We start from the raw sequence: 24,302 nt of genomic DNA, 5'->3' as shown, positions 1-24,302 counted from the left end.
ACCATGAGTACCGCCGAGAAAATCCCGGCCAGCGATAGCCAGGACAACCAATACCTGACCTTCACCCTGGGCGACGAACTGTTCGCCCTGGCGATCCCGGGCATCAAGGAGATCATCGAGTTCGGCCAGCTCACCGTGGTGCCGATGATGCCCGACTACGTGCGTGGCGTGATCAACCTGCGCGGCGCCGTGGTGCCGGTGGTCGATCTGGCGGCGCGCTTCGGCCAGCCGCGCTCGAAGATCAGCCGCCGCAGTTGCACGGTGATCATCGAAGTACAGGCCGAAGACGGCGAACGCCAAGTGTTCGGCCTGCTGGTGGACGCAGTGTCGGCGGTGCTGGACATTCCCGCCGAGGCCATCGAGCCGCCGCCCAGTTTCGGTTCGCGCATCCGCACCGACTTCATCAGCGGCATGGCGCGCATCGACGGGCGATTCGTCATCGCTCTGGATGTCGATCATGTGCTGAGCGTCGAGGACATGGCGGTGCTGTCGAATGTCACCGCAGACAGCGCCGCATGAACAGCGTCGCCCTGAAGGACAGGGAATTCCAGCAGTTTCAGGCCTGGCTGCACGCCACCGCCGGCATCCACATGAGCCCGGCGAAAAAAGCCTTGGTAGCAGGCCGCTTGTCCAAGCGCCTGCGCCATCACGAGATGAACAGCTATGGCGATTATTTTCGCCTGATCAGCAGCCAGGAAGGCGCCGCCGAGTCGTTGATGGCGCTGGACATGCTGACCACCAACGAGACGTATTTCTTCCGCGAGCCCAAGCATTTCGACTTCCTGCGCGAGCAGGTCCTGCCCCACGCCTCCAGCACGCGGCCGCTGCGCATCTGGAGCGCCGCCTGCTCCAGCGGTGAAGAGCCCTACAGCCTCGCCATGACCCTGGCCGACGGCCTGGGCAACAGCCCCTGGGAAGTACTGGCCTCCGACATCAGCACTCAGGTGCTCGACAAGGCCCGCGCCGGCCACTACCCCATGGAGCGCGCGCGCAACCTGTCCCACGACCTGCTCAGCCGCCATTGCCTCAAAGGCATCGGCCGCCAGGCCGGCACCCTGCTGGTAGAACGGCGCCTGCGCGAACGCGTGCAGTTCACCCGCATCAACCTCAACGAACCGCTGCCGCGCCTAGGCGAATTCGACGTGATCATGCTGCGCAATGTGATGATCTACTTCGACATGGCCACCAAGCGCCAAGTGGTGCAGCGCCTGTTGCCGCACCTGCGCCGCGGTGGGTACTTTCTGGTCAGCCACTCCGAGAGCCTCAACGGCGTGTGCGACAGCCTCGACGTCATCTCGCCTTCGATCTACCGCAAACCATGATGAACAGGATCAAAGTCATGGTGGTCGACGATTCGGCCGTGGTCCGTCAGGTCATCCAGGGCATCCTCGAAGGCGAGCCGGATATCGAAGTGCTGGGCGCCGCCAGCGATCCGCTGTTCGCCCTGGATAAAATGGCCAAGCGCTGGCCCGACGTGATCATCCTCGACATCGAAATGCCGCGCATGGACGGCCTGACGTTTTTGCGCAAACTGATGAGCGAGCGCCCCACCGCGGTGGTGATCTGCTCGTCGCTGACCGAAAAAGGCACCGAAACCGCGCTGCAGGCCATGGCCGCCGGAGCCGTCGAGGTCATCACCAAACCGCGCAGCGGCCTCAAGGATTTCCTCCAGCAAGCGGCGGCCGAGTTGCTCAGCGCAGTACGCGGTGCAGCCAAGGCCAATCTGCGCGTATTGCAGGCCCGGCCGCGGCCCGCCGTGGCGCCCCCGCCGCGCTGCACGGCTGACGTGATCCTGCCGGCCAGTGGCCAGGCCATGGCGCAGACCACCGAGCGCCTGGTCGCCATCGGCACCTCTACCGGCGGCACCCAGGCGCTGGAGCAAGTGCTGACGCGCTTGCCGAGGGTGTGCCCAGGGCTGGTGATCGTCCAGCACATGCCGGAAAAATTCACCGCGTCCTTTGCCGAGCGGCTCAACAGCCTGTGCGCCATTGAAGTGCGCGAAGCCCGTAACAATGACCGCGTGCTGCCGGGCCTGGCGCTGATCGCTCCCGGCGGCAAGCACATGGTGCTCAAGCGCAGCGGCGCCTTCTATCACGTGCAGGTGCTGGACGGCCCCCACGTCAATCGCCATCGGCCCTCGGTGGACGTGCTGTTCCGCTCGGTGGCGCGCTTCGCCGGGCGCAACGCCACCGGCATCATCATGACCGGCATGGGCGACGACGGCGCCCGCGGGCTCAAGGAGATGTATGACGCCGGCGCCGAGACCTTCGCCCAGGATGAAGCCAGTTGCGTGGTGTTCGGCATGCCCCGCGAGGCGATCAAGCTGGGCGGCGTGAATCAGGTGGTGGCACTGGACGATATCGCCGCGCGGGTGCTGGATAACGGCAAGCGGCGCTGAGGGCTTGCCGGTTGACGACGCACGCTATAGCCAAAGGCTTACACGACGCGGCGGTGTTTGGCTCTGTTGCTGACAGGGGCCAAGCAGTAATCTAGACCCATCAACAGCAACGCAGGCAGCGCTGCTGGATCAAGGACGATCGACCATGGCCCGGATGGCCACCGACAGGATGTTGGGATGGTCTTGGGAGAACCCGCTTCGGCGGGTTTTTTATTGCCTGCGATTTTTCCCGTCCGGTTATCCGCGTTCAGCCAGCCACTGCTCCAGCTGGGCGCGGGTCAGGCCCATGCCGCCAATGCTCACGTTCGACAGATGCTGCAGATCGTAACGCGTGTCCTCGATGAACTTGTCTTGCTGCTCTGGTGGTAGTGAGCTGATCGCATCTGCCAGCACCCCTTCCAGCGCCTCACCGTGTAGCTGTTCTCGGACGACGCGAGCGATCAGCGCCCTTCTCTGCTGGCGATGCAACACGCGCAGCGTATCGATGCCGACTGACTCCGCCACCGCACCGTAACGTCCACAGCTGCGGATATACGACCACAGATAGAGGTCCGCCAGCGGGCCGATCTCGTTGAGTTCATACACCGCGATCATCGCGCTGGCGTAGTCCTCGGTGCTGATATAGCCGAACGACAATGGCACCAAGTTGTAGCGCACCAGCGGGATATTCGCGGCCATCCGCGAAGTGCGCTTGTTGACGTCGATAAAGCCCTGCAGGTAGGCCACATGCGCCAGCAGAAACAGGCTTTGCTCGAAAGGGTCGCGGATCTGGGCGGCAGTGTTGGCGATGAGATGGAGCTGACCTTCGAGACGCGCCTTGCCCTCCCAAGGGATATAACTGCTGGACGATATCCGCACGCCGTCATCGCGCAGATTGCCCGCCTCGCCCGGCGCGACCAGCCCCTCTGCCAACAGGTAATGCAGGGTGCGGATATTGTCGCTGGTCGCCTCCAGCGAATGGATGCCGTCGACCAGATAGCGAATAGCCTCGCGGTGGTTGAGGATCATCACCCGCTCGATATCGAGTTTGCCGTCGGCGGCGATGCCTTCCAGCACCAGCTTCTCGGTGTCGACCAGCGAATAGGTGTTGCCTTCCAGGCGCGAGGAGTTGTAGGAGAGATCGATGAGCAGGCGGTTGTAGATCTTGCGCGCGTAGGTGCCGGCCGGCATCTCGTCGCTGGCACGGCGGCCGTTTTCGTGGAGCAGGGCCAGGTCTTCGGGGCGCAGGTAGTGGGTGATGTTTGGCTGGTATCCGCGCAGCCAATCTTCGCGATAGGAACATGGATTACGGGAGAACAAGGGGCCCCGTACACGGCGGATGATCTCGGCGCTGCGCGGGGAGAACACGGCCTCGGTACCGGACTCTCGGACTTCGTAGGCCGCTGATGGCGGCGGCGCTGCCCACACAGCGGGCCGAGCGAGGCGGTAGGCACGGGCTTTGGTGCTGCCTCGGGATTCGAGATCGCCTTGCTGCAGAGCAGCGCCGAGCCAGCTGCGCAGGGTTCGCTCGGGCACGTCGAACGCTTGGACCAGGTCGGAAAGGGACAGCCAGGACTCCGGGCGAGCACGGAAGAACTCGATGAGGCTGCTACGGTTGGGTTTGTTCGCCATGATCATTGTCGCTTCGGCTCGGCGCCCTGGGGTGGTGTTGGGCAATGGGCCGATAATAGTGATACGGCGATAATACGGCAATATTGCGGCAATAATTCGGCACAATATTGCCGAATCAGGTAATTCGGCAGGTTCGAGGTTGCCGTAATGGAATTCGGAAGCGGATTTCGGCAAGCGGGCCTTGCGCGTACATGCCACAGCTCATATCTACCTGGCTGCTGTGATATAGCCAGCCTTGCCAGCCCTCCCCGTCATCGGTATGGTGCCGACGTCGCTGCTCATCAGCGACCGGGCTTGGTAACCCGATTCGGAATTCTTCAGCGCTTGATCAATCTGCTGACCGCTCTGTCGTGTCTGCAAATTGCATTATGGCGGCTGTACGCGGGAGGCTTTGGCCTGCCGGGTGGTTCCGACCGGTTTACCAACCTGCGTACAGCTGCCACCTTTCGCTTGGTAACGGACGGTTGCAGCTCCTAAAAACAATTGGAACTGCATTTATGACTGAATCGAAGATTACAACAGCCCCCGGCCACGCCTTCTGCCCCACCGGCGACGCCCACCTCGACCGCTCCCTGTTCGCCGTAACCCCCGACATCCCGATCGCCGACGCGATGGAAACCGTCTCCGCCCTGCTCAACTCCCTGCATGCGTCGCTACACGACACCGCAATGGGCGCACGAGTGATTTCCAGTGAAGACGCCTTCGCCATGGCCCACACGCTCAAGTCCGCCAAAGCGGTGGTCGATTCGTTGATTGGCGGGATGGACGCTTGAGGCCCTGCATTCGATAGCCAACACCCACCTGTAGCGCGAGGGCTTGCCCCCGACAGGGCATATCAGCCGCCACGAATGGCGCTGATACACCAAACCGGGGCAGGCTCTTATATCCCTCCTGGGGCAATCGACTTGTCAGAAGATAGAGAACGCTCGATAGGATGAATGTGACCACCGTAAACATCAGCACGGCAAAGACTCATTTATCGCGTTTGGTGCAAGAAGCAGCCCGAGGAAGCGGAATCATCATCACCAAAAAGGACATCCAATAGCAAAGCTGGTCGCCTTTGAAGACTCCGTTCCCAGCCTACCTCGCATAGGCTTCGGACTGGCTCATGCCGCTGCCACCGACGCGATGGCGGCAAAAGGGTTCGACGCGGATATCTAAGGCCGCCCTGGCGCGCGCTAGCACCGCCCTCTCGATCACAAGATGTTGCTGCCGTTGATCGCCGGGACGTGACCGGTGCCCACTAAAGGGCATACCTGCGCCGCTCGCTCGGCCAAGAGATTGCGCAGCGTGCGCATTTGTCCGATGCGCTCATCAAGTAAAGCGATTTTCTCTTCGAATAACTGTGCCAGCAGGCCGCTGGAGGCGCCTTCACTGTTCCACAATAAAGGCAGATTCTCGCCGATCTCTCTTAGCGAAAATCCAAGCTGCTGCGCCAACTTGATATACCCGACCAGTTGCAGCATCTGCTCAGGATAAAACCGATAGCCGTTGGCAGCACGAAGCGGCTTGATCAAGCCTTTCTCTTCATAAAATCTTAGGGCGTCGACTGAGACCCCCGTATATGCTGCCACTTCTCCGATCTTCATAAATTTCAATCTCGCGTTGACTCTGGACCTAACACCAGGCTTTAGCCTGCGGGTTCGAACTGTGAGAGCCCATTATGATCAGCGCAAACAGAAATCTACAAATTGTCCGGGTAAGCGCTTTCTACGACCTGGTCGTTACTGCGGGCTTTATGACACCTTTGACCGCGGGATTGGTTTTTAAAAGCTTCGCCACGCTATCCAGCATGCTTGCATTGGACCGACCAATACCGACACTGGACATTACCGCCATGCTTTTCGCCAACCTGCTGGGCAGCGTGGTGGTGGTATGGTCGCTCTGGCGGTTACTACAGCCGAGCCGTAGCGTTGGATTATATGACGCTGTGGCGAGGATGCTGTTCGCTGTCTGGCAACTATTCGCGGTAGCCCACGGAGCCAGTTTTCTGATCCTTGGCTTCACCTGTTTCGAAGTGGGATTTGCCATCGCGCAAATCCTGCCACTGAACCATCCACGAAAGGTTCGAACGAATCCTAGCCCAAGCCGTTCTGGTCTCGGCGTGTAACAGACGCAATAGCAGCTTCGGGTCCAGAGTGTGTAAAAACACTTTCGTACTTTGGATGCCTAAGCTCAGCGCTCTTGGGCGTGGCGATTTCCCGAGCATTTACCATGATCCGCGCTGGTGACGTGTCAAAGCGTTTATGAAGCGCTTGGGCACCTCTTGCAGAAGCAAAAGCCGAGGCTTTTACGCCGTCATCGCCCTCAACAAGCCTTCGGTGCCGATGATTTTCATCACCCGTTTTAAGTTGTAGGCGATCACATTCAAGCTCATCTCCGCACTCACTCCATTAAGTTTTCGAGTAAGGAAGTGCGTTGCCCCCATCCATTGTTTGAGCGTCCCGAAGGGATGCTCAACCGTCCGTTTTCGAACCCGCATCATCTCCGGCTCCTGGTTCAACCGACGTTGCATTTCCTCCAGCACAGCTTCATGCTCCCCGCGCCTTACTCGACTATTTGTGCTTGGCGTGCACTGAGTTTTCAGCGTGCAACTCTGGCACTTCGAACTCCAGTAGCAGTGCATATTCATGCCTTTCTCAACGCTGGAGAATCGCCAAATCAGTGCCTCACCAGCCGGGCACGTGTATTCGTTTTTCGTTGCGTCATAAACGAAGGCATCTTTGTTGAGTCGCCCATCTGCCTTGGCGTTTGAGGTCATCGGCTTTGGCACGTAGGCACTGATATTGGCGTTGTGACAGGCCAGGATTTCTTCACCTTTGAAGTAGCCCCGATCAGCCACGACCGATAATGCTCCTGAGCCGGTGGCTTCCTGCGCGAGCTTCGCCATGGAGCTGAGTTGGTCGCGGTCAGAACCGACGTTTGTGACCTCGTGAGCGACGATCAAATGGTGCTGGGTGTCGACCGCTGTTTGCACGTTGTAGCCGACGATTCCGTTGCCACGCGTCATCATCGAACGGGCATCTGGATCGGTCAGCGAGACCTGCTTGTCAGGCGAACTGTTGAGCTGAGATTCGATCAGTCGAAGCTCTTTCATTTGAGTTTCAAGCTTCGCGATTTTCTCTGCGAGGCGCGTAGCGTCTGGTTCGGAGGCAGTTGGCAGTTGCCGATCAGCTGCATCAAGTGCAGCCAGGTAATGGCTGATGCTCGACTCAATTTCTTCCATCCGCCGTTTAAGTTTGGCGCTGGTGAAGTTGCGGTCACGGTTGTTAACCGCCCTGAATTTACTGCCGTCGACGGCGACCAGGGTTTCTCCGAAAAGGCCCAACCGCTGACAGAGCAAAACGAACTGGCGGCAGACGCCGCGAATGGCCTTGCTGTTGTCTTTTCGGAAGTTCGCGATGGTTTTGAAATCGGGCATGAGCCGCCCGGTTAGCAACATCAGTTCGACGTTGCGTTGGGCTTCTCGCTCAAGGCGTCGGCTCGATTGGATGCGGTTCAGATAGCCGTAAATATAGATCTTCAGCAGGATCCCTGGGTGGTATGCAGGTCTGCCGGTTTCGGCTGGAATGACGCCATCAAAACCCAACGTAGCAAGGTCGAGTTCATCGATGAAGACATCGACTACGCGCACCGGATTAGTATCGCCGACGTAGTCGTCTAGGCTTTCGGGAAGCAAGGTGCTTTGGCCTCGGTGTTCACCTTGGATAAACCGTTTCATGGGTTCCCCTCGCGATGAATATCTCAGAAATCATAGCAAGGGTTTGTCCGGGCGTTTTTACACACTCTGGGCCAGAAGCAGACGGTGGACACAGTGACGGCAAATGGGTAGCGTCATCGATACAGCTTTCGAATCTAGAAGGCCACAGGGCGTCTGGGCCACGTCTCATTCTCTGCGCCACCTCTAAGCACACCACGAGAGCACAGCTGAGATGACGATCGCAAAAGTTCAGCACTACGTGCCGCAATTCCTCATGCGGAACTTCGGTAACGGAAAGAAAGATCAGGTCTGGGTCTATGACAAGTCCTCGAATCGAAGCTTTCCTTCAAACACAAAGAATCTTGCCAGTGAAAATCGGTTCTACGACTTTGAGTATCAAGGCCAGCCGCTATCTATCGAGCCGTGGCTCTCTGAATTAGAAGGGCATGCCAAATTAGTGATCAGCACGATCCTCGATGCTGACTCGCTCTCGAGCCTTGCGGATGAGCAAAAGCACATCTTGGCCTCGTTCCTTGCGGTACAACTCACCAGAACCAAGACCTTTCGCGAGGAGTGGAACGCGTTCCCCAGAATGGTGAGGGAACACTTCGAGCAGAATGGCGATCAAATTGCGCCTGGGTCACAGGCCGAAGAGCTTCTTCGCGATATTCCGGAGAGCGATTCGAAGGAACAGACCGCAAGGATTGTCTTCAGCGCCCCCTCAATTTACGCAGATCACTTTCTAGGCAAGGACTGGGTTCTCGCTGCGACATCAAGACAACGTCCATTCCTTCTAAGCGACAATCCGTTAACGCGTCAGAACATGATTGATCGGGCTCTTCGAGGGAACCTTGGACTGACGACTCCTGGTATTGAAATCTACCTTCCACTTTCGCCTACTCGAGCTCTGGCAATGTGGTGCCCTACTCTGACCGATCTTGTTCACCGTGGCGCACGGTCATTGGTTGCCACGCGAAGAGCGGAAGATGGAGCTGATCCCGAAGGAATCGTTGCCATGAGCGATTCCCTTTTGAGTGGCAAGCCAGTGCAGTACTCAGTTGCTAATGTTGAGAATTTCAACTCCCTGCAGATTGCATGGAGCGAGCGCTATATCTTTTCCACGTCCAACGACTTCAACCTAGCGCAAACAATGCTCGCGGAATATCCGAATCTTAGACAAGGCCCACGTTCAACAGTGGCTTAACATGCTGATGCCTAACCTTTTTATCCAAAAGGTGCCCAATGCGCTAGGCATGATGGACGCCTGTTTTGTCAAACGTTATGAATGTCCGCTACGGGTTGGTTTCAGCCCATGGCGACAGGCAGAAATCGGCCAATAGCTGCCTCTTATGGAGCGCCCTACCGGCCAGATGCAGGACAAGGTTGCCCATTTTTCTGATTCTCACTAGACATATAGGTAACAAATTGCCACTCTGTGGAACGTTGTTAGATATGTGTGACGCAACGTCAAGGAAGACGCTGAATGGCGATTATTCAGGAAATTCACGCATGGTCTAAAGGGTCACCTGAGCCGCTTTCGGACATCTCAACCTTCGATACCCATTGTGCCCGTGCTTACATCGATAACCATGGTGACTTCGCTTACGCACCATAAGGGTTGGCTATCTTAGAAGGATTGGCCGACGCCTAAAACGAGCTCAAGTTGCGTGCGACACAAGAGAAGACAGCGAATGCTCCAAGCGAAGCAGCGTACGCCGCACTTGCGAAAGAGCAGACAACGGTAGCCGCCACGTTGCTAGGTATTTCGCCCTATGATTGGATTTTGTGTCGAGGAGAGCGATATGAAGAACCTTTTTGGAACACTGTTATGTGCGATGAGTTTCTCGATGTTTTCCCAAATTCCACTTGCATCAGGCGGCACCGAGCCTGCCGCAAACATTGATTTTCTCGAGTTCGTGAATGGCTTGTCACCCAATACAGCCGGTATAGCAGTTAAGGAATGGAAGGAAAAGGAAGCGCGAATAAAGGTCGAAGGTGATCAATATATTTCCATCCAGAACTACCAAGGTGAGGTTCTTAACGGGAAAGCTCACGGGCAAGGCCGTTTGGTATTTGGCGGCCCTTGGATACCGCCTATGCCGGGCGCAATCATGGGTTACTCCGACACGTGGCCAGGGTTCATCTATACAGGCGCTTTTGAAAACGGCCGTCCCAAAGGACAAGGCTCACTCCTCAATCGGCAAAGCCAAATGTCGATAAAGGGCGAATTTTCAGACCTCCTCGCGGTGTCGGGTCCTGTCATTATCAGCATTTTCGGTAAGCCTGTCATATATGGAACATCTAAGGGTGGCGATTTCTCGGATGGCCCATTGAAGATTTTCTTATATCCCAACGGAGGAGAGTTTCCCTCTGCGGTTTTTCTAGGCTCCATGAGTGATGGCCAGCAAACGGGGACATGGACGGCGCTACCTTGGAAAATTAAGAATTCATTAGCCGAACAGTTTGGATACCAAGACACTACACAAATTGTCACCCCGGACGGAACTAAAATAACTTGTGTTGGAGACAGCTTCGCATCTTCGACGTCTGGGCTAATTAGTGGCCTCACTGGCAACATGAATGACATTTTTTGGGCGCTTGACCCAAGAACAATGCCCAGCTCTGCCGTCTGTGAACAATTAGGCTCCGATGGCTACCGATATAAATACAAAGTTGACTATGCGAAGAGGTCGGTGTTCCCTATAGCTTGCGCGAACGCTCAAGGTGCTACGGGATCACTCACAGTGATTAACGAGAGCAACTTGCAATGCACGGTGCAAACTGTAGTCGTGAAGAAGAGCAACAACATCTTCGACAAGGTTTGGCGGGAAGTCGAGCGAACGCCAAAAAATCTGGGAAAAATAGTCTGGCACAACACTGATGAATTCTGGGGGGAGTTTGAAGAGTTCATGTGCGGTCTGGGTGGCAAAAAGCCTGGGAAGAACTGCAGCGTAAATATGGCTGTCGGCGTCACCATCCCAATGCCTGGGGGAGAGCCCCCCGTAATTGGGGGGGCTCAAAACTCAACAAACGATCCAGCTAGGATTGCGTCGGCAAAACAAGCAACTACGAGAATTAACGATGTCGTCGGAGCTAATCCAAACAAAGCGTGGGCCAAAGACTTTGCTGATCTTTATTCGCTTTGTGTGCAGACCTGTTCCCCCGAATATTCCGCCTATAGCATGACGCGACTGCAGCAAATTGAGTTTGAGCTGGGTGGGAGTGGCACAGATGCTGATAAATATCGCCGGATAGCTTCCTTTGGAGGAGATCTATCAGATATCCTCCAAAAAGTCGCTCCCAAAATTCCGGTTGCGAGCTAAGTCTACGCCTACTGGAAAGCGAGCCAGCAGCTAGATAGGCTTGAATTGGCAGTGGATGCCATCAACCAACTGCCACCTGTGGATTTCACCAGTAAAGAGAAATATGCCCGCGTCAAAGCACAAACTCAGTTAGCCAAAATAGGCTTTCAAGATGTTATTATGACTGAGCTTGGCCCAGAAGCAGTGGGCGTTTGGAAAGACTCTTTTATAAACGTGCTTCCAGACCTGCCGGGACTGAGCAAATACGCCCAAGCAGGTTTACTCTACAATCTCGGCATGGATGCCAATGATTTCATTAAGCTTCACAAGAAATTCAATACGAGTGACGAGTTTATTGAAGCAGCAATCAAAGACAAGCTAACGCCACTCGGCGCTCCGTGGCCCCCAAAGCCCAACTAGTGCAGTGCGCCGCTCTGTTCTTTGATTATCCTGGGGCCACTGTAAAAGCCCCTTTGGCCCGAGCTACCTTGGCCAAGCACTGGCGGTCCATATGAACGGCTTGGGGGCGATATTGTGATGGCCCATCTGCCCACCCTACAAGCCCATCAACTGAACCACTACAGCAGGCCGACTATGCCTAGCGTTGAGCATCAGCAAATGCAACTGAATTGGCGGCACTTCACAAAAGAAAACGCATGCGAGGCGCTGCCTTGCTCATATTGCCTTTACGTTTTTCATCATCCTGACGATGGAGAAAGACCTTACTATATTGGTAAAGCCAAGTACTTTGGCCCCAATCAAGCGGGTGGTTACAAGGGCTCCGCTCGCTACAACGCCGGCTATCAACACCTTCTCATGGGGTTGCTTCGCTCTGGCTTTAGTCTATTTATTGCGGAGATCGGCGAGGATCTGTTTACGAACGCGGAGGGCTATGAGCAAAGCCTCATACATCAATGGAATCCTATCCGCATACAACGAATCAAGGCATCGAGAATTCCGGTTCAAGGCGCTAAGCCGTGGCTTACTGAAGACTTGGTCAATGAATGATTGCTGCGACTTGACTTCGCTCAACCGTAGTTGCAACAGGAAGCTTCGCTCCCCTCTGAGCCCAAGTTATTTTGAATCTTAATGTCCGCTTCTGGCCGACTGCTGCCCTTCTTGCACAGGGTCATGCTAAACCTCCATAAACGGAGGTAATGACATTAACGCAAAAACTGCTACCTCGTACCAGCCCTGGAATAAAGGCAAGCTGGTTGGTCAAAAATCACCGCTCCGCTCGCGAGACATCTGGGGCATCAGAATCAGGCTTGAGCTTGCGCAAAACGTGAGGTGTCTAGCGCTTTTCGATTTAGCAATCGACAGCAAGCTTCGTGCATGCGATCTGATGAAGCTACGTGTTCGTGATGTCGCGCACGGAAATCACGTTGTAGCTAGGGCAATGGTGATGCAGCAGAAGACAAAACGGCCCGCCCAATTCGAGATCACTGCGCAGACGCGACTCGCTGTGGAGGAATGGGTAATACAGGCTGGACTCAGAAACGGAGACTTCTTGTTTCCCAGTCGGCTAACAACTTCCGAGCACCTATCCACGCGTCAATACTCGCGCATAGTGAAAGCCTGGGTAAGCTCCATCGGCCTCGACCCAGTGCCATATGGTACTCATACGATGCGACGGACCAAGGCATGGTTGATTTATCGGAGAACGAAAAACATCAGAGCAGTACAGATACGTCTTGGTCACACCAAGCTGGAAAACACGGTCAGATATCTTGGCATCGAAGTGGACGACGTGCTTGAGATGGCCGAGCAGACAGGCAACATGAGAGAAGGGGAAATCAAAATATTGATCAACCCATCGCTGGTCTATCGTAGCTACGACAGCGAACAAGGGGGGCACTGAAAGCGTGGTACAGCCCCAGCAAGGCATCTGTGCAATCCGGTGAAAGTATTTCACTCGCAGCATGACCTTCGCGTAGCTTTACTTAAAAAGTTATGAGAGATATTGCCTACAGGCCACGTAATACGGGCACTTGTTGAAATCCCTTACATATGAAAGGAATTACGTCAGACGTCAACGTCTGAGATTTAAACTCTGGTGACTTCGCACCACAGAAGACTTCAGCACAGAATCACCCTCCAATAAAAGTAGTCGACACAAAACCGCCCTTGCTGGTGCCTTTGCTCGGAATAGTATGCCGGGCATACGGGTTATCACCTTGTTCGTGGGTGACGAGTGCTACCGCACTTCGTGTTCTGCACGAAAAGAGAGGATCAAGATCAAGATCAAGATCAAGATCAAAGACAGATTTTCTGTGATTTCATTTATTGGATAGTGTTCGACCGGAGGTCATAGGTCGATTCGTCCACCGTGAGGTGGGGTAAACCTTCACTGGTGAATGACCTCACAGCGCCGCTGTAGTGCTGACTTGCCTTGACCGTGCATCAGCCTTTGATTGACCAGTTAAGAGCACATGACATTTCGCCATAGCGGACGCTATGCAGAGTAGATTCCCTTCCGTCAGATGCCATGCTTATTTAACTACTCTATACCTTGGGTCGAGCCTGCTTCGTAGCAGTATAGATGTCGCTCGCGAAATCCCTTTCGGAAACTCTACGCAAAACCTCAGCGGCGACGAACTGTGACCTCATCGCAAGTGCCATTAGCTCAACACGCTTGAGTCCGTGAGAGGAGTAACGGGTGCTCACGTAATTGGGGAAATTACTGCAAGCATCTCTAAGCATTTGATCGTTACCATTTGATCTCATACTTATTAGTAGGTCGGCTGCTTTCACTAAATTATGCGACAAAGATTTTATTGTCTTTTCTGATACGCCCAGAATTGCAAGAACACCTTTTATCGATAATTCAGCAGCAAGACAGCATGACTGCACAGCGGAATCTATGTTTGTTGAACCTAACAGGGTGCGAGCTGTAGCTGTTATTGCCGACCTTGCATTATTAAGAAGGTCTGTGGCCGGAGAGCCGTTAAATCGCAAGTCATCAATACTGTATGAAAAATCCCATAGATCACAAACCCCATAGAGAGCTTTCCAGCCTTCCTGAGGATTGGTATTGAATATTGAGGAAAGTTCCTCTCTTGTTATTGTGATCATTTCCAGTGGATCGATACTCACAGTACCGAATCCAATTCCGACATGTACCGGGTACATTCTGTCGCGAATCGCTACACCAGCGGATAAAAGCCCCGGCATGGAGAAATCGCCGGTTGGGTAGAGTTTTTTGTACGCCGCCATCAGGGGCTTCCATCTTCCCTCATCTAAAAAATCACCAGCTATCCCTTGTTCGTCCATCCAGTCTGCCATAACGTGGAAAGGTCGCTGGTGTAAGGCTACGTCCTCATCGATCAAGCGATTATCAGCTTTTCGCAAAAACTTTTCCGTTATGACTTCCATGGGTGCTGTCCGGGCTGATCATCGTAAACACAAGTCTACAATACAAGCCTTGCAATTAGCGAAGAACAATAACCCCCAATAACCCCAAATAACCCCCAGAAATAGGCTCAATACCATATTTTCTGTAGGGAATTGATAGACCGTAGAAGTTGTAGCACGCGTGTAGCCCATTAATTCCGGGGACTCTGGCCAGAAACGGTTAGGCCCGATCCTGTCACCGACGCTCCAACTATGATTTTCTGCACCAAAACGCTCGAACTAATCCAGCAAAGGACCTGCCTGAATGCCCGCCCCAATGTCCTTCTCTGAAATTCTGCTCACACAGGCCGCCCGAGGCCGCAGGATCACGTTGCAGGGTGATTGCCTTGAATGGGTAAAGCGCCTTATCGACTCTGGTCATTTGACCACTGAGTTCATTCCGAGCGAGCAAGGCAGTGAATTGCGTGTGCGGATCACGGATAAAGGTCGCGCACTGTTGAACTGCTGGATGAGTGAACCATGAGCATCACCTACAGCCCTTTCTCTTGGCTGCTGTCCGGTGAAGGACTCCCAGCGGGACCAACTTCGCGTCTTGCTGTTAGTTTTCCGGTGCAAGTATTGGCTTCACTTCAGTCCTGATGACCAAGCAGTCATTGATTCCTTGCTACTGACAAGGCACCTCACCCGAGACTACAAATCCACCGCTCATAATCACCTCGTGCTCACGCACGCTGGCAATGACTACCTTGGGTGGCTCAGCGCTCGCTTGTAATTCGCCAAACCGGCTATCAAAGCAGTCTACTCGTACGGTAGTGCGATAACCGCCTGTCGGGCACTATCATAAAAGTCTTAGCGATAGCTATGTGATCGTACTATCATTGGCCTATCGACAAAGATGCCAAAGGATAGTTGACCATGAACGCCCATTTGTACCTCCGAGCTTCGACCAAGGATCAAGATGCACTCCGTGCCAAAGTGGCTTTGGAATCGTTTGCAGTCGAGAAAGGTTTGGGCGTGGTCGGCGTCTATGCCGAGAACATCAGCGGGACCAAGGTCGACCGACCAGAGTTGATGCGTCTGCTCGATACCGCCAAGTCAGGTGAAATTCTGCTGTGCGAAAGCGTGGACCGGTTCTCGAGACTCTCACAGGATGACTGGGATGTGCTCAAGACCACGATCAAGGCCAAGGGCCTGCGTATGGTTATCGCTGACCTGCCCACCAGTCATATGCTGGTGCAAGACAAAGGCATCACAGGACAGATCATGGAAGTGATCAACAACATGCTCTTGGACCTGATGGCGACCATGGCACGGCTGGATCAAGAAAAGCGTGTTGAGCGGATCAAGCAAGGCATAGAGAACAAGAAGGCCGCTGATCCTGAGTGGAAGCCGACAGGCAAGACGAAAAACTTCGATCTCTGGAAAAAAGTATATGCACTGGCAGCCAAGCACCCAGATATGAGTGCTGATGACGTGGCCAAGCTTGCTGACTGTGGCGTTGCTACGGTGTATAGGATCAAACGTGAAGCCAAGACCGCTCAGGATCAAGCCTGAGCATCACTGCAACAGACGACACCCGAGGAGGTGCATCGTATGAACGCTCACCATCTGGCCTCACAGGGCCTTCTGGCAGCACCGCTCTTTAACAACTGAGAAGTTATTTATGGTGCCCTTTGGAGCTCTGCCATGAGGCCCGGTCGACCCGCGTTAAGCAATGCCTACGCCTCGGCTTACTTTATGGCCAGCCCATGCAATCGCTTTTCAAGTTGCAAGGTTGCTGTCGCGGCGGGAATGGTTGTCGACAGAAAACGGCCTTGTCACTTGCACGGATAGGCGGCAGCGAAGGCTTTTATAGCAAGACCGTTGCATCGCGATTTAAAGATTCTGGATGGTCGTCGAAATACTTAACAACGATGCGAGCCGCTTGCCCCATGGTGAAAACCTTCGTCTGGAATGCATACCGGAAACTTCTGCGGACCCCCAAAATGCGCGACCTTCAACGTGTCTGTAACGCCCGCCACACCCCCCCGCAGAGACCTGCATTGAAATATTCGCCATCAGGGATTTTATCCTTCAAGAAGGACCTGCAATTTTTTCCCATTTCATTCCCAGTCTGGGCCTGCGCGGTGGTGGCATCGAGGCCCATTGCCCCAGCCAGCGCTACCGCCACAAACATTTTAATGGCAGTGATCTTTACCGGCAGATGATCCCAGCGCCTCACAACTTGCAAGCCGTAAGGAACCTGTTTGCCTCGCGCGTGGAGCCAGCAGTGTCAACAGTGCCGGACCATTTCGAGTCGTACTCTTTAGATTGCAGCCCCAATAGAATCTGGGACTTCGCGTCTTTTATTTCTTTGACCACAGCCAGAATCTCTGCCTTGTCTGAAGCAAGGTATTGAAGATGGTCGGAATTGCGCTGGCCACTCACAGCTAGGAATTTATGGATTTTGCCCTGATCCACTTTGATCAATAGGTCCCAGCCAGTGCTACGTCCGTCCGCAGGCCACTTTCCTTCAGTGATAAAGGAGACCGTCAGGTTGTCGGCATCACAGTCAAAGGCAATGGCCTGCCGAGCACCGATGTCGGCAAGCATCATGCCCTTCTTGCCGCCCGAAAAAATGTCATCTTCGATAGTCGTGCTCCACTGAGCAAATACGCTGGTGGAAAGACCAAGGGCAACCAAAGACGCACAGGCACGGATAATATGGTGCATACGAAATCCTTATCAAAAAACTCAGAATACGGGGCACCAGAGTAGTGGCTACTTGCCCGCAGGGCAAGAGCATCCTTTGACATCCAGACAACTGCTCTGGCCAGCGGCCTCACCATCACCGTCCTGCCGTACCTCGACATACTCGCCCCCGCCACTACCAGCGCAGAAAGTCTATTGGCAACTTGTGTAGACGGTTTGTCCTACGCTATTGGAAATGCAGTTGGTCTGCTGCTTGGCGGGTACAGGTTGCAACTTGTAAGGCTACTGTGGCTTCTGCCCCTGCTGGTTCATCAGTATTTGAAGTGCCCTTTGTCGACGCATTTCGTTCGCTTGTCCCTGCTGGTTCGCCAAGCTCACTCGGCACTGCACGTAGGCATCTGATCCGGGCTTCGCCCCATAGGACTGGCACTGTGCATCATCTCTAATCGCCAGTTGGGACGGGTCGGGTTCATGGTTTGCACAACCTGCCAGAGCAGCGAAAAGAAAAGTTGCAGCGATTGCCTTCATGGTCGTCATCCTTACGTGAACCACTCAAAATATATGGCGTGATCCCAGAACCCCAGCCTCGTTGCAACAGGCGTAACTACTACCAGTCCGCGTCACTATTTATAATATCGGATAAAACATCATCCATACCAAAAACCTTTTCTTTCACTACTGTATAAAGCTCCCGGAGCGACTCTTTAGCCTCTTTAGTACCAAGATCCTTTGAGTTATATGAAACCATTCCGCCGAAATTATGCCAAGCTTCATCAGGCCATTCAGCCAACTCTGCAAGAGAGGTTCTTATAGGATAATAATGAAGATAGAAATCATCGGCATCACTTCTTACAATTGACCACTTATGCTTATTCTGATAGCTAAAGAAAATTTCTGATGCGTACTCGCCTTGTAGCGCAGTATCAATTTTATCCTGATTAGATACCATCACATTGATGGCTTCTACGATCTTGCTCATACCCTTTCTCCCCCCATCAGGCTATCAATATTGGCAACATTCAGGTTTCTCAGCCTCTCTCGCAACTCACTGACAACTGCACGCTTTTTAGGCTCTGTGAGCTTCCGTCTGTTTGAGGCGAGCTCTTCCATTCTCTCTGTTAACTCGTGAAAATGGCCCTTAAGCTTATCATTCCCTCGAATTTGACCAATTATCTCATGAAAAATATTTTCAATTATATCACCGCTGCCCGGATCCTTGGCATTATAGTCATTTAATCGCTCAAGCTTTTCCTTTATCTCAGAAATAGACAACTGAAAAGTATAATTAACCAATAGAGAGAACACAGTAGAGATCTCTTTACCCTTTGCAAAAAATAAATAGATAGCAATAGTGGACGCTACAACGGTCAACAGGTTAGCAAGAAAAGAGACCACATCCACGATCAGACTCAAGATAATTTCTCCAGCATCCCAGCTTAATATTTTTTAAATAACAGTCATGTGGCCTTACTAAACGATTTAAAAATCGCGTAATGGCATTATCGCCACTATACCTAATTTTTATGAAATTCCTACTCTGTGCGATCAAGTTTCTTAGGAGCCAAGTCTACGGAACGCGGGGCGTGAACTGGAATACGTTGGAATGTCGGATTCAGAAGATATAAAATGACAGCAAGGTGAACCATCTAGGTGTACCTAAACGCTGTCACACATCGAGATTTTTCAGCTGACAACTCATTGTTTTACAACGAGTTTTAAGAATGGAGGCAACCCCACCAGCCACACCCCGGCACTCAATGTTCCCGCTGTGGCTGCTTCCTTCCGGATCTGACCAGGTTCACGGGTAATCGATGCGGGGGGACCGATGGGGTCACCATAACGCGCTGCTCACCTGGCGGCGAGCGGGGCCATTGTACCGGTCTGGCGAGAAGTTACAACCTCTGATCGCAGAGAAAATTTCCATGGCCTTCAGGCACTTGCCGCTTGCGTTGGGGAACCTTGGCGAGCGACCCTGTTTGCCCCTCAAAACAGTGCTTAAGGTGGTAGTTGTGCAGTTGGTCGATTATCTGGACCTGACACCCGAGCAGCGCGAGCAGTTGCTGGACATCGAGGTGACGCCCGAGCAAAAGGATTTCAGCGGCGATATCGCCAGCGCGCTGTACGGCCTCGTGGGGCTGTCGGAGGATGCGGTGCGTGGCTTTGCGCTGTTGGTAGAGGGTGTGCCGTTGGCGTTTCTGCTGATCAAGCGCGGGCAGATGCTTGCACCCTGGGCTCATGCGCAGGCCGCGACGCTGAATGCCCTGCAGGTGGATTATCGCCAGCAGGGGCGCGGGCTTGGGCGCGCGTGTCTGGCGGAGTTGCCGGCGGCTGTGGCCAAGGTGTGGCCGCAGGTGATACGGCTGGAGTTGTCGGTGGATGCGGGGAATGAGGCAGCGCTGGGGTTGTATACGGCGATGGGCTGGGTGGATCAGGGTGAGGCTTATAAAGGCCGGGTCGGGTTTGAGCGGCGGATGGTGTTGGGGTTGTAAAGGACAGTTGCGGGGCTTGAGTGGCGGCTAAGAGACCGGTGCTGCTGGCCAATATCATGGGTGTCCCCAGGGATGTGCGGCGCGAAGCCGTACATTCCCGAGGCAGGGGTACCGCAGGGGTCAGACGTTAAGCACTTCATCAGCACGCCCGCCGGCGTCCTGGATCACCAAGTGAATGAAGTGCAGCTTGGCGATCACCGCAGGCGGCAGTACGAATGGGTAGAAATCCGGCTGCCCCATCGAGCGTGACAGCTCGTTGAGCATCCCGGCCAGCTCGATCCACGCATTGACGAACGCCAGAAACGCCGGGCCGCTCTTGTGTTCTGGGTCGTAGAGGGTTTCCAGCGGGAACGGCTGGTAGTCCAGGTCCATCTGCTTGGCGCTCATGCCAAAGCCCAGGGCGGTGTCCACCGCGTCCATCATGTGCAGGTAGTGCGCCCAGGTTTCGGCCCAGTCTTCCCATGGGTGCATGGTGGCGTAGGCGCTCACGGCGTGTTCCTGCCAGTCCAGCGGTGCGCCTTGGTCGTAGTGGCGTTGCAGCGCATCGGCATAGCTGGCCTGCTCGTCGCCGAACAGATTGCGGAAATCCTCCAACCACTTGCTGTCGGCGATCAGGCGGTCCCAGTAGTAGTGGCCGACTTCGTGACGAAAGTGCCCGAGCAGGGTGCGATAGGGTTCGCGCATCTGCAGGCGGACCTTCTCGCGGTGGGCGTCGTCGGCTTCCTTGATGTCCAGGGTGATCAGGCCGTCAGCGTGGCCGGTCGTCGGCGCCACGCCACTGATGTCGACGCCGACGAAATCGAAGGCCAGCCCTGTGACCTCGTCCTGGGTCTTGGGAATCACCCACAGGCCCAAGTCGAGCAATTGGGCGACCAAGCGGCGCTTGGCGGTCTCGACCTTGCACCAGTAACCGGCGTTTTCCGGGACCGACAGATCGGGAATGGTGCGATTGAGCGCGCAGGCGACACACAGGTCGCCGCTGTCGTTCATCGGGATCAGCCAGTTGCAGGCCGCTGGGGTATCGAGGTTGGCGCAGCGACGGAACAGCCCCGCCTGCTCTTCGGCATCCAGGCTCCAGGTACCCAGCTCAGGGCCCGCTGATAACGACGACAACATCCCGCGGTGGGGCCAGTAGCCCAACGCCGCCTGGCAGGCCAGGCACTGACTGTTGCGAAAGAAGATCGACTGACCGCACTGACATTCCCAGACCTTGCTGTGACGGCGTTCTTTCTGGATGAAGGGGGCGGCGATTCTAGTGCTCAATTGTTCGAAAAACCGGTACATGACGCTCTCCTGGATGACCTGCCAGAGACTAGATCATGGCCCGGAGAAAAAGGTTTCATCGAAGAGCCTAATGGCGTGAAGTGCCCGGCATGCGGTGGCTGCCGGGCACTGAGCGTCAAGGTGTGCTGGCCTGCTGTTGGGTGGAGATCGGCGCCTCGAGATCGGCCGGCGGCACCACCGGCTGCGACTGCACGGTTTCATCCACGGCCTGCAATTGCGCAGGCACCGCTGGCGCTACCGGAACGACTGGGGTCGAGGTCAACGGCGCGGACGCTGCGGGGGCAGAGCTCACAGTGCTGGCAACCGTCGGGGCTGGCGCGCCGGCGGCAGCGGCGGCCGGCTGTACGGGCGTGGCAACCGGCTCGGTGGTCGCGACTGCCGCAGCGCCCGTGGCCACAGGCGCGGCAACCACCGAGGCCGCCGGGCTTACCGGTGCTGCGGGCAGCACAGGCGCCGCCGCAGGTGCAGGCGCTACCGAAGCAGGCACCGCTGCCGGCACAGGCACGACAGGCGCCGCTTGCGCACCAGGCTTTTGCTCGGCTGGCTGCTCAGGCACGCCCAACTCGTCCTTGGGCTTTACCTCGACGGTGGGCTTGGGCTTGGCATCCTTGGGCAGGAAGTTTTCCACCAGGGCGAAATAGCGATCATAGAACTTGTCCGAGGTCACGGTTTCGCTGGCCACCTTGACCATCGAATCATCCGTGGAACCGATCGGCATCGACACCGAACCCAGCACACCGACCCCGAGGCTGGCCGAGTTGTTGGTTTTCTTCAGCGCGTAGCGGTCCTGCAGGGCGTTGGCAAACATGGTCGCACCATGCCCGCCATCGGTGGCGCAGACCACATTGAAGCTGATCTCCATGTGGGTATCGCCGGTCTGCTGGAAGCTTTTGTGACCACTGACCAGCTTGGGGTCGCTGCTGGTGATCATGTAGCCCTGGCTCAGCAAGGCGCGCCGCGCCGCTTCGCAGGACGCTACGTCGGTCACCGGGTAGGTACGGGAATAGGTCCCCGACTCGTCGAAGTTTTCATGATCATAGATGGCTGGCTTGTTGCTGGAGCAGCCGGCCAGGCTGGCCAGCACGGCCGCCAGCGCCACCGCAGCACGGGGCAAGCCGAAGCCTGTGAATCTGGACATTGCGAATCCCGAAAAAAGTCTGCGGCTATTGTGCCTCACAATGCTCGACGATGGGAGATTCCTGAAATAGATCTCAGCTGTATCGGCTTCTTCGCGGGCAAGCCTTGCTCTCACAGCTGCACGACTCAAAGGCTTGCCCGCCAAGAGCCGCGCCTGAACGCTGCACAATCACCTGACGGCCTACAACCCCTCTTCACAGATGAAATCGATGAACGCGCGCAATTTTGGAGTCAGGAACCGACTCGACGGCCACACCACCTGCATCTGCAGGGCACGATCCAGCTGCGGGGCCATGATCGAACGCAAGCGCCCTTCCTCAAGGTCCTTGCGCACCGAGAACTCAGGCACGCAGGCCAGCCCCTGGCCCATGCGCGCGGCATGGATGAGCATCTCGATATTATTGCAGACCATGGTGACCGGAATCTTCGCTTCGACCGAGGCGGCCACATCGCGAAATGGCCAGCGCTCCAGTTTGCCGCTGAAAGCGAGCTTGTAATGCAGGCAATGGTGCTCGCTCAACTGATCAAGACTGCTCGGTACACCGAAGCGCTCAAAGTACGCCGGAGCGCCGATGATGTGAAAGGCGAAGTCGCCCAGACGCCGCGCCATCAACCGTGAATCGTTGAGCACACCGGTACGGATCACCGCGTCGAAACCCTCTTCGATCACGTCTACCAGGCGATCGGTGAACTCCAGATCGAGCTGGATTTCCGGAAAACGCTCCATGAACCGCGCCAGTTGCACGAACATCACGTTGCCCACCTGCGGCATGCTCACCCGCAAGCGCCCTTTGGGCGACTCGGAGGTCATGAACAACTCTTGTTCCGCGGCCTCCAGCTCGTTGAGAATGCGCCGGCAGCGCTCCAGAAACATGGCGCCTTCGGCGGTCAGATTGATGCTGCGGGTATTGCGGTGAAACAGCCGGGCGCCGAGCTTGAGCTCCATGCGCGCGATACTTTTGCCGACCGCCGAGGCCGAAACCCCCAGTGCCCGGCCGGTGGCCACGAAGCTGCGACTCTCAGCCACCTGCACGAACACGGTGATGCCATTGAGCTTGTCCATTGCAGGACTCCCTGATTGCGGACACAAACATCCGCTTAGATCGGAAGTGTACCCTCTGTTTCTGCGCTTGCGCCCCCCGCTACCATCGCTTTATCAAAATTGTTTCAATTGGATTGAAAATGTCCGTCAATGTCCCGCTTCGTACGGTGTACGCCTACGACCTGCTCAGCGCTGGGGCCATTGGCTGCCGCGTCGATGCAGCGATCGAATCGGCGTTGCGCAGCGGTCATCTGATCGGCGGGCAGATCCGTGTTGCACTGGACGGACAGGTTATCTACCAGCGCGATGTGGGGGTGCTCGACCCTGCCCACGGCACGCCTGTCGCGGCCGATTCCGTATTCCGCCTCTCCTGCCTCTCACGCCTGCTGGTTTCGGTGGCGGCCATGGCTCTGGTCGGTGAGGGGCGCTTGAGCCTCGACGAAGACATTCATCGCTGGCTGCCGGACTTCACGCCCCTGCTGGCCGATGGCAGCCTGGCGGTCATCACCGTGCGGCAACTGCTCAGCCACTGTGCCGGCTTCCCCCGACGCCTGCCCGCCGCCGCTGTCGCGGCCGAGGCCTATCAGGATGCCAGCGTTGCCGACGACACCCAATTGCCCTACACCCTGCGTCAACTCGGCATGGCCTCGCTGCGCTATCGCCCGGGCAGCGCCTGGGGCTACTCCATGGCCAGTGACGTACTCGCTGGCGTGATCGCCCAGTTCGCCGGCGGCTCCCTCGAAGCGGCCCTGCAACGCTATGTCATCGGCCCGCTGCAGTTACGCAGCACGGGGTATGTCGTGGCCAATCGGCCCGGCCCCGGCCCGGTATTCGTGAAGGGCCAGGCAGTGCATCCGCTCAAGGACGGCATCCTGAGCTGTGCCGATGACTACCTGCTGCTGCTCGAGGCCCTGCGCCAGGACGGCGGCGTGCTGCTGCCCAAAGTGCTGATCGGCGAAATGGCCGCCATCCAGACCGGCGATCTGCAATTGCAAGGCTGGCCCGGTCGCGGCTTCGGCCTGGGCTTTACGGTGCTGCGCGACCCGCTGGCCGCCGACAGCCCGGAATCGATCGGCACCTGGCGCCTGCACAGCGCTGGCGGTCACTCCTGGTTCGTCGATCCGCTCAAGCGCCTGAGCGGGGTCGCCCTCACCAACACAGCTGGAAACACAACGGACTCGGCTCTGGCCCGGCTCCTGCGCAACGCGGTCTACGGGGTGTGAGATAGCGCCCGCTCCACCCGTAACCGAGCAATCTCCCGATGACCACTACCCTCCCGCCAACCGGTGTTGGA

The 24,302-nt window shown here is 55.9% G+C and carries 22 protein-coding genes, 1 other RNA gene and 1 pseudogene; 13 read left to right on the top strand and 11 right to left on the bottom strand.

Annotation, left to right across the window (positions count from 1 at the left end; all coding sequences use genetic code 11):
* Positions 1–3: 3 nt before the first annotated feature.
* The 3 genes from LIX93_RS08285 to LIX93_RS08275 are packed head-to-tail and all read left to right on the top strand — an operon-like array spanning position 4 to position 2,398.
* Positions 4–519, top strand: a complete 516-nt coding sequence (locus LIX93_RS08285) for a chemotaxis protein CheW (protein WP_226503517.1) — start codon at positions 4–6, stop codon at positions 517–519.
* Entirely contained in the window at positions 516–1,322 is an 807-nt protein-coding gene (locus LIX93_RS08280; protein ID WP_226503516.1) for a CheR family methyltransferase, read from the top strand. The genes LIX93_RS08285 and LIX93_RS08280 overlap by 4 nt, the downstream gene beginning before the upstream one ends.
* Positions 1,319–2,398 (top strand): chemotaxis response regulator protein-glutamate methylesterase, encoded by a 1,080-nt coding sequence (locus LIX93_RS08275; RefSeq protein ID WP_275948745.1) that lies wholly within the window; start codon positions 1,319–1,321, stop codon positions 2,396–2,398. Before LIX93_RS08280 ends, LIX93_RS08275 begins: the two co-directional genes overlap by 4 nt.
* A 237-nt stretch (positions 2,399–2,635) precedes the next feature.
* Here the strand turns inward: LIX93_RS08275 and LIX93_RS08270 are convergent, their stop codons facing one another.
* Positions 2,636–4,009 carry a Fic family protein gene (locus LIX93_RS08270; protein ID WP_226503514.1) on the bottom strand — a complete coding sequence of 458 codons (1,374 nt, stop codon included), beginning with the start codon at positions 4,007–4,009 and terminating at the stop codon, positions 2,636–2,638.
* A 497-nt stretch (positions 4,010–4,506) separates the two neighbouring features.
* Here LIX93_RS08270 and LIX93_RS08265 point away from each other — a divergent pair, with 497 nt between their 5' ends.
* Positions 4,507–4,782 (top strand): DUF3077 domain-containing protein, encoded by a 276-nt coding sequence (locus tag LIX93_RS08265; RefSeq protein ID WP_226503513.1) that lies wholly within the window; start codon positions 4,507–4,509, stop codon positions 4,780–4,782.
* Positions 4,783–5,205: 423 nt separating this feature from the next.
* Here the strand turns inward: LIX93_RS08265 and LIX93_RS08260 are convergent, their stop codons facing one another.
* The gene (locus LIX93_RS08260; protein WP_226503512.1) at positions 5,206–5,598 is read right to left on the bottom strand and encodes a MerR family transcriptional regulator; all 393 of its coding nucleotides are present in this window, start codon (positions 5,596–5,598) and stop codon (positions 5,206–5,208) included.
* 74 nt (positions 5,599–5,672) lie between these two features.
* On the opposite strand from LIX93_RS08260, the gene LIX93_RS08255 reads away from it, so the two are divergent.
* Positions 5,673–6,119: a hypothetical protein gene (locus LIX93_RS08255; RefSeq protein WP_226503511.1), complete on the top strand. Its 447-nt coding sequence runs from the start codon at positions 5,673–5,675 to the stop codon at positions 6,117–6,119.
* 180 nt (positions 6,120–6,299) lie between these two features.
* Here LIX93_RS08255 and LIX93_RS08250 read toward each other — a convergent pair whose 3' ends face one another.
* Positions 6,300–7,730 (bottom strand): IS1182 family transposase, encoded by a 1,431-nt coding sequence (locus LIX93_RS08250; RefSeq protein WP_226503510.1) that lies wholly within the window; start codon positions 7,728–7,730, stop codon positions 6,300–6,302.
* A gap of 211 nt (positions 7,731–7,941) precedes the next feature.
* Here LIX93_RS08250 and LIX93_RS08245 point away from each other — a divergent pair, with 211 nt between their 5' ends.
* From LIX93_RS08245 to LIX93_RS08225, 5 genes and pseudogenes are all read left to right on the top strand, one after another.
* On the top strand, positions 7,942–8,913 hold the full coding sequence (locus tag LIX93_RS08245; RefSeq protein ID WP_226503509.1) for a DUF4238 domain-containing protein: 972 nt from the start codon (positions 7,942–7,944) through the stop codon (positions 8,911–8,913).
* A gap of 598 nt (positions 8,914–9,511) precedes the next feature.
* Positions 9,512–11,032, top strand: coding sequence for a hypothetical protein (locus tag LIX93_RS08240; protein ID WP_226503508.1), 1,521 nt, complete (start codon positions 9,512–9,514; stop codon positions 11,030–11,032).
* A gap of 51 nt (positions 11,033–11,083) precedes the next feature.
* Positions 11,084–11,431 carry a hypothetical protein gene (locus LIX93_RS08235; protein ID WP_226503507.1) on the top strand — a complete coding sequence of 116 codons (348 nt, stop codon included), beginning with the start codon at positions 11,084–11,086 and terminating at the stop codon, positions 11,429–11,431.
* Positions 11,432–11,548: 117 nt separating this feature from the next.
* A complete protein-coding gene (locus LIX93_RS08230; protein WP_226503506.1) occupies positions 11,549–12,019 on the top strand; it encodes a hypothetical protein in 471 nt (156 codons plus the stop codon).
* Between the two features lie 154 nt (positions 12,020–12,173).
* A pseudogene (locus LIX93_RS08225) lies at positions 12,174–12,785 on the top strand (tyrosine-type recombinase/integrase); the annotation flags it as partial.
* Positions 12,786–13,516: 731 nt separating this feature from the next.
* On the opposite strand, the gene LIX93_RS08220 reads toward LIX93_RS08225, so the two are convergent.
* On the bottom strand, positions 13,517–14,386 hold the full coding sequence (locus tag LIX93_RS08220) for a HEPN domain-containing protein (protein WP_226503505.1): 870 nt from the start codon (positions 14,384–14,386) through the stop codon (positions 13,517–13,519).
* A gap of 894 nt (positions 14,387–15,280) precedes the next feature.
* Between LIX93_RS08220 and LIX93_RS08215 the strand changes: the two genes are divergently transcribed.
* On the top strand, positions 15,281–15,919 hold the full coding sequence (locus LIX93_RS08215; protein WP_226503504.1) for a recombinase family protein: 639 nt from the start codon (positions 15,281–15,283) through the stop codon (positions 15,917–15,919).
* 663 nt (positions 15,920–16,582) lie between these two features.
* On the opposite strand, the gene LIX93_RS08210 is transcribed toward LIX93_RS08215, so the two are convergent.
* The 4 genes from LIX93_RS08210 to ffs all read right to left on the bottom strand — a co-directional run bounded on the left by LIX93_RS08210 (position 16,583) and on the right by ffs (position 18,884).
* On the bottom strand, positions 16,583–17,077 hold the full coding sequence (locus LIX93_RS08210) for a hypothetical protein (protein ID WP_226503503.1): 495 nt from the start codon (positions 17,075–17,077) through the stop codon (positions 16,583–16,585).
* Between the two features lie 586 nt (positions 17,078–17,663).
* Positions 17,664–18,035 (bottom strand): hypothetical protein, encoded by a 372-nt coding sequence (locus LIX93_RS08205; protein ID WP_226503502.1) that lies wholly within the window; start codon positions 18,033–18,035, stop codon positions 17,664–17,666.
* A complete protein-coding gene (locus LIX93_RS08200; protein WP_226503501.1) occupies positions 18,032–18,469 on the bottom strand; it encodes a hypothetical protein in 438 nt (145 codons plus the stop codon). Before LIX93_RS08200 ends, LIX93_RS08205 begins: the two co-directional genes overlap by 4 nt.
* Before the next feature lie 318 nt (positions 18,470–18,787).
* Positions 18,788–18,884: signal recognition particle sRNA small type (gene ffs, locus LIX93_RS08195), an RNA gene on the bottom strand.
* A 172-nt stretch (positions 18,885–19,056) separates the two neighbouring features.
* On the opposite strand from ffs, the gene LIX93_RS08190 reads away from it, so the two are divergent.
* Positions 19,057–19,545: a GNAT family N-acetyltransferase gene (locus tag LIX93_RS08190; protein WP_226503699.1), complete on the top strand. Its 489-nt coding sequence runs from the start codon at positions 19,057–19,059 to the stop codon at positions 19,543–19,545.
* A 120-nt stretch (positions 19,546–19,665) separates the two neighbouring features.
* On the opposite strand, the gene LIX93_RS08185 is transcribed toward LIX93_RS08190, so the two are convergent.
* The 3 genes from LIX93_RS08185 to LIX93_RS08175 all read right to left on the bottom strand — a co-directional run bounded on the left by LIX93_RS08185 (position 19,666) and on the right by LIX93_RS08175 (position 23,029).
* Positions 19,666–20,829, bottom strand: coding sequence for a putative zinc-binding metallopeptidase (locus LIX93_RS08185; RefSeq protein ID WP_226503500.1), 1,164 nt, complete (start codon positions 20,827–20,829; stop codon positions 19,666–19,668).
* A gap of 115 nt (positions 20,830–20,944) precedes the next feature.
* Complete coding sequence (locus LIX93_RS08180) at positions 20,945–21,967, bottom strand: DUF2242 domain-containing protein (protein WP_226503499.1); 1,023 nt, start codon at positions 21,965–21,967, stop codon at positions 20,945–20,947.
* 180 nt (positions 21,968–22,147) lie between these two features.
* The gene (locus tag LIX93_RS08175) at positions 22,148–23,029 is read right to left on the bottom strand and encodes a LysR family transcriptional regulator (protein ID WP_226503498.1); all 882 of its coding nucleotides are present in this window, start codon (positions 23,027–23,029) and stop codon (positions 22,148–22,150) included.
* Positions 23,030–23,148: 119 nt separating this feature from the next.
* Between LIX93_RS08175 and LIX93_RS08170 the strand changes: the two genes are divergently transcribed.
* Positions 23,149–24,231 (top strand): serine hydrolase domain-containing protein, encoded by a 1,083-nt coding sequence (locus tag LIX93_RS08170; RefSeq protein ID WP_226503497.1) that lies wholly within the window; start codon positions 23,149–23,151, stop codon positions 24,229–24,231.
* Positions 24,232–24,302: the final 71 nt, after the last annotated feature.

Origin of the sequence: Pseudomonas sp. MWU16-30317, assembly GCF_020515695.1 — a bacterium.
GTDB lineage: Bacteria > Pseudomonadota > Gammaproteobacteria > Pseudomonadales > Pseudomonadaceae > Aquipseudomonas.
Note: the sequence above shows the minus strand (reverse complement) of the source record. Positions and strands in the feature narration are given on the sequence as shown.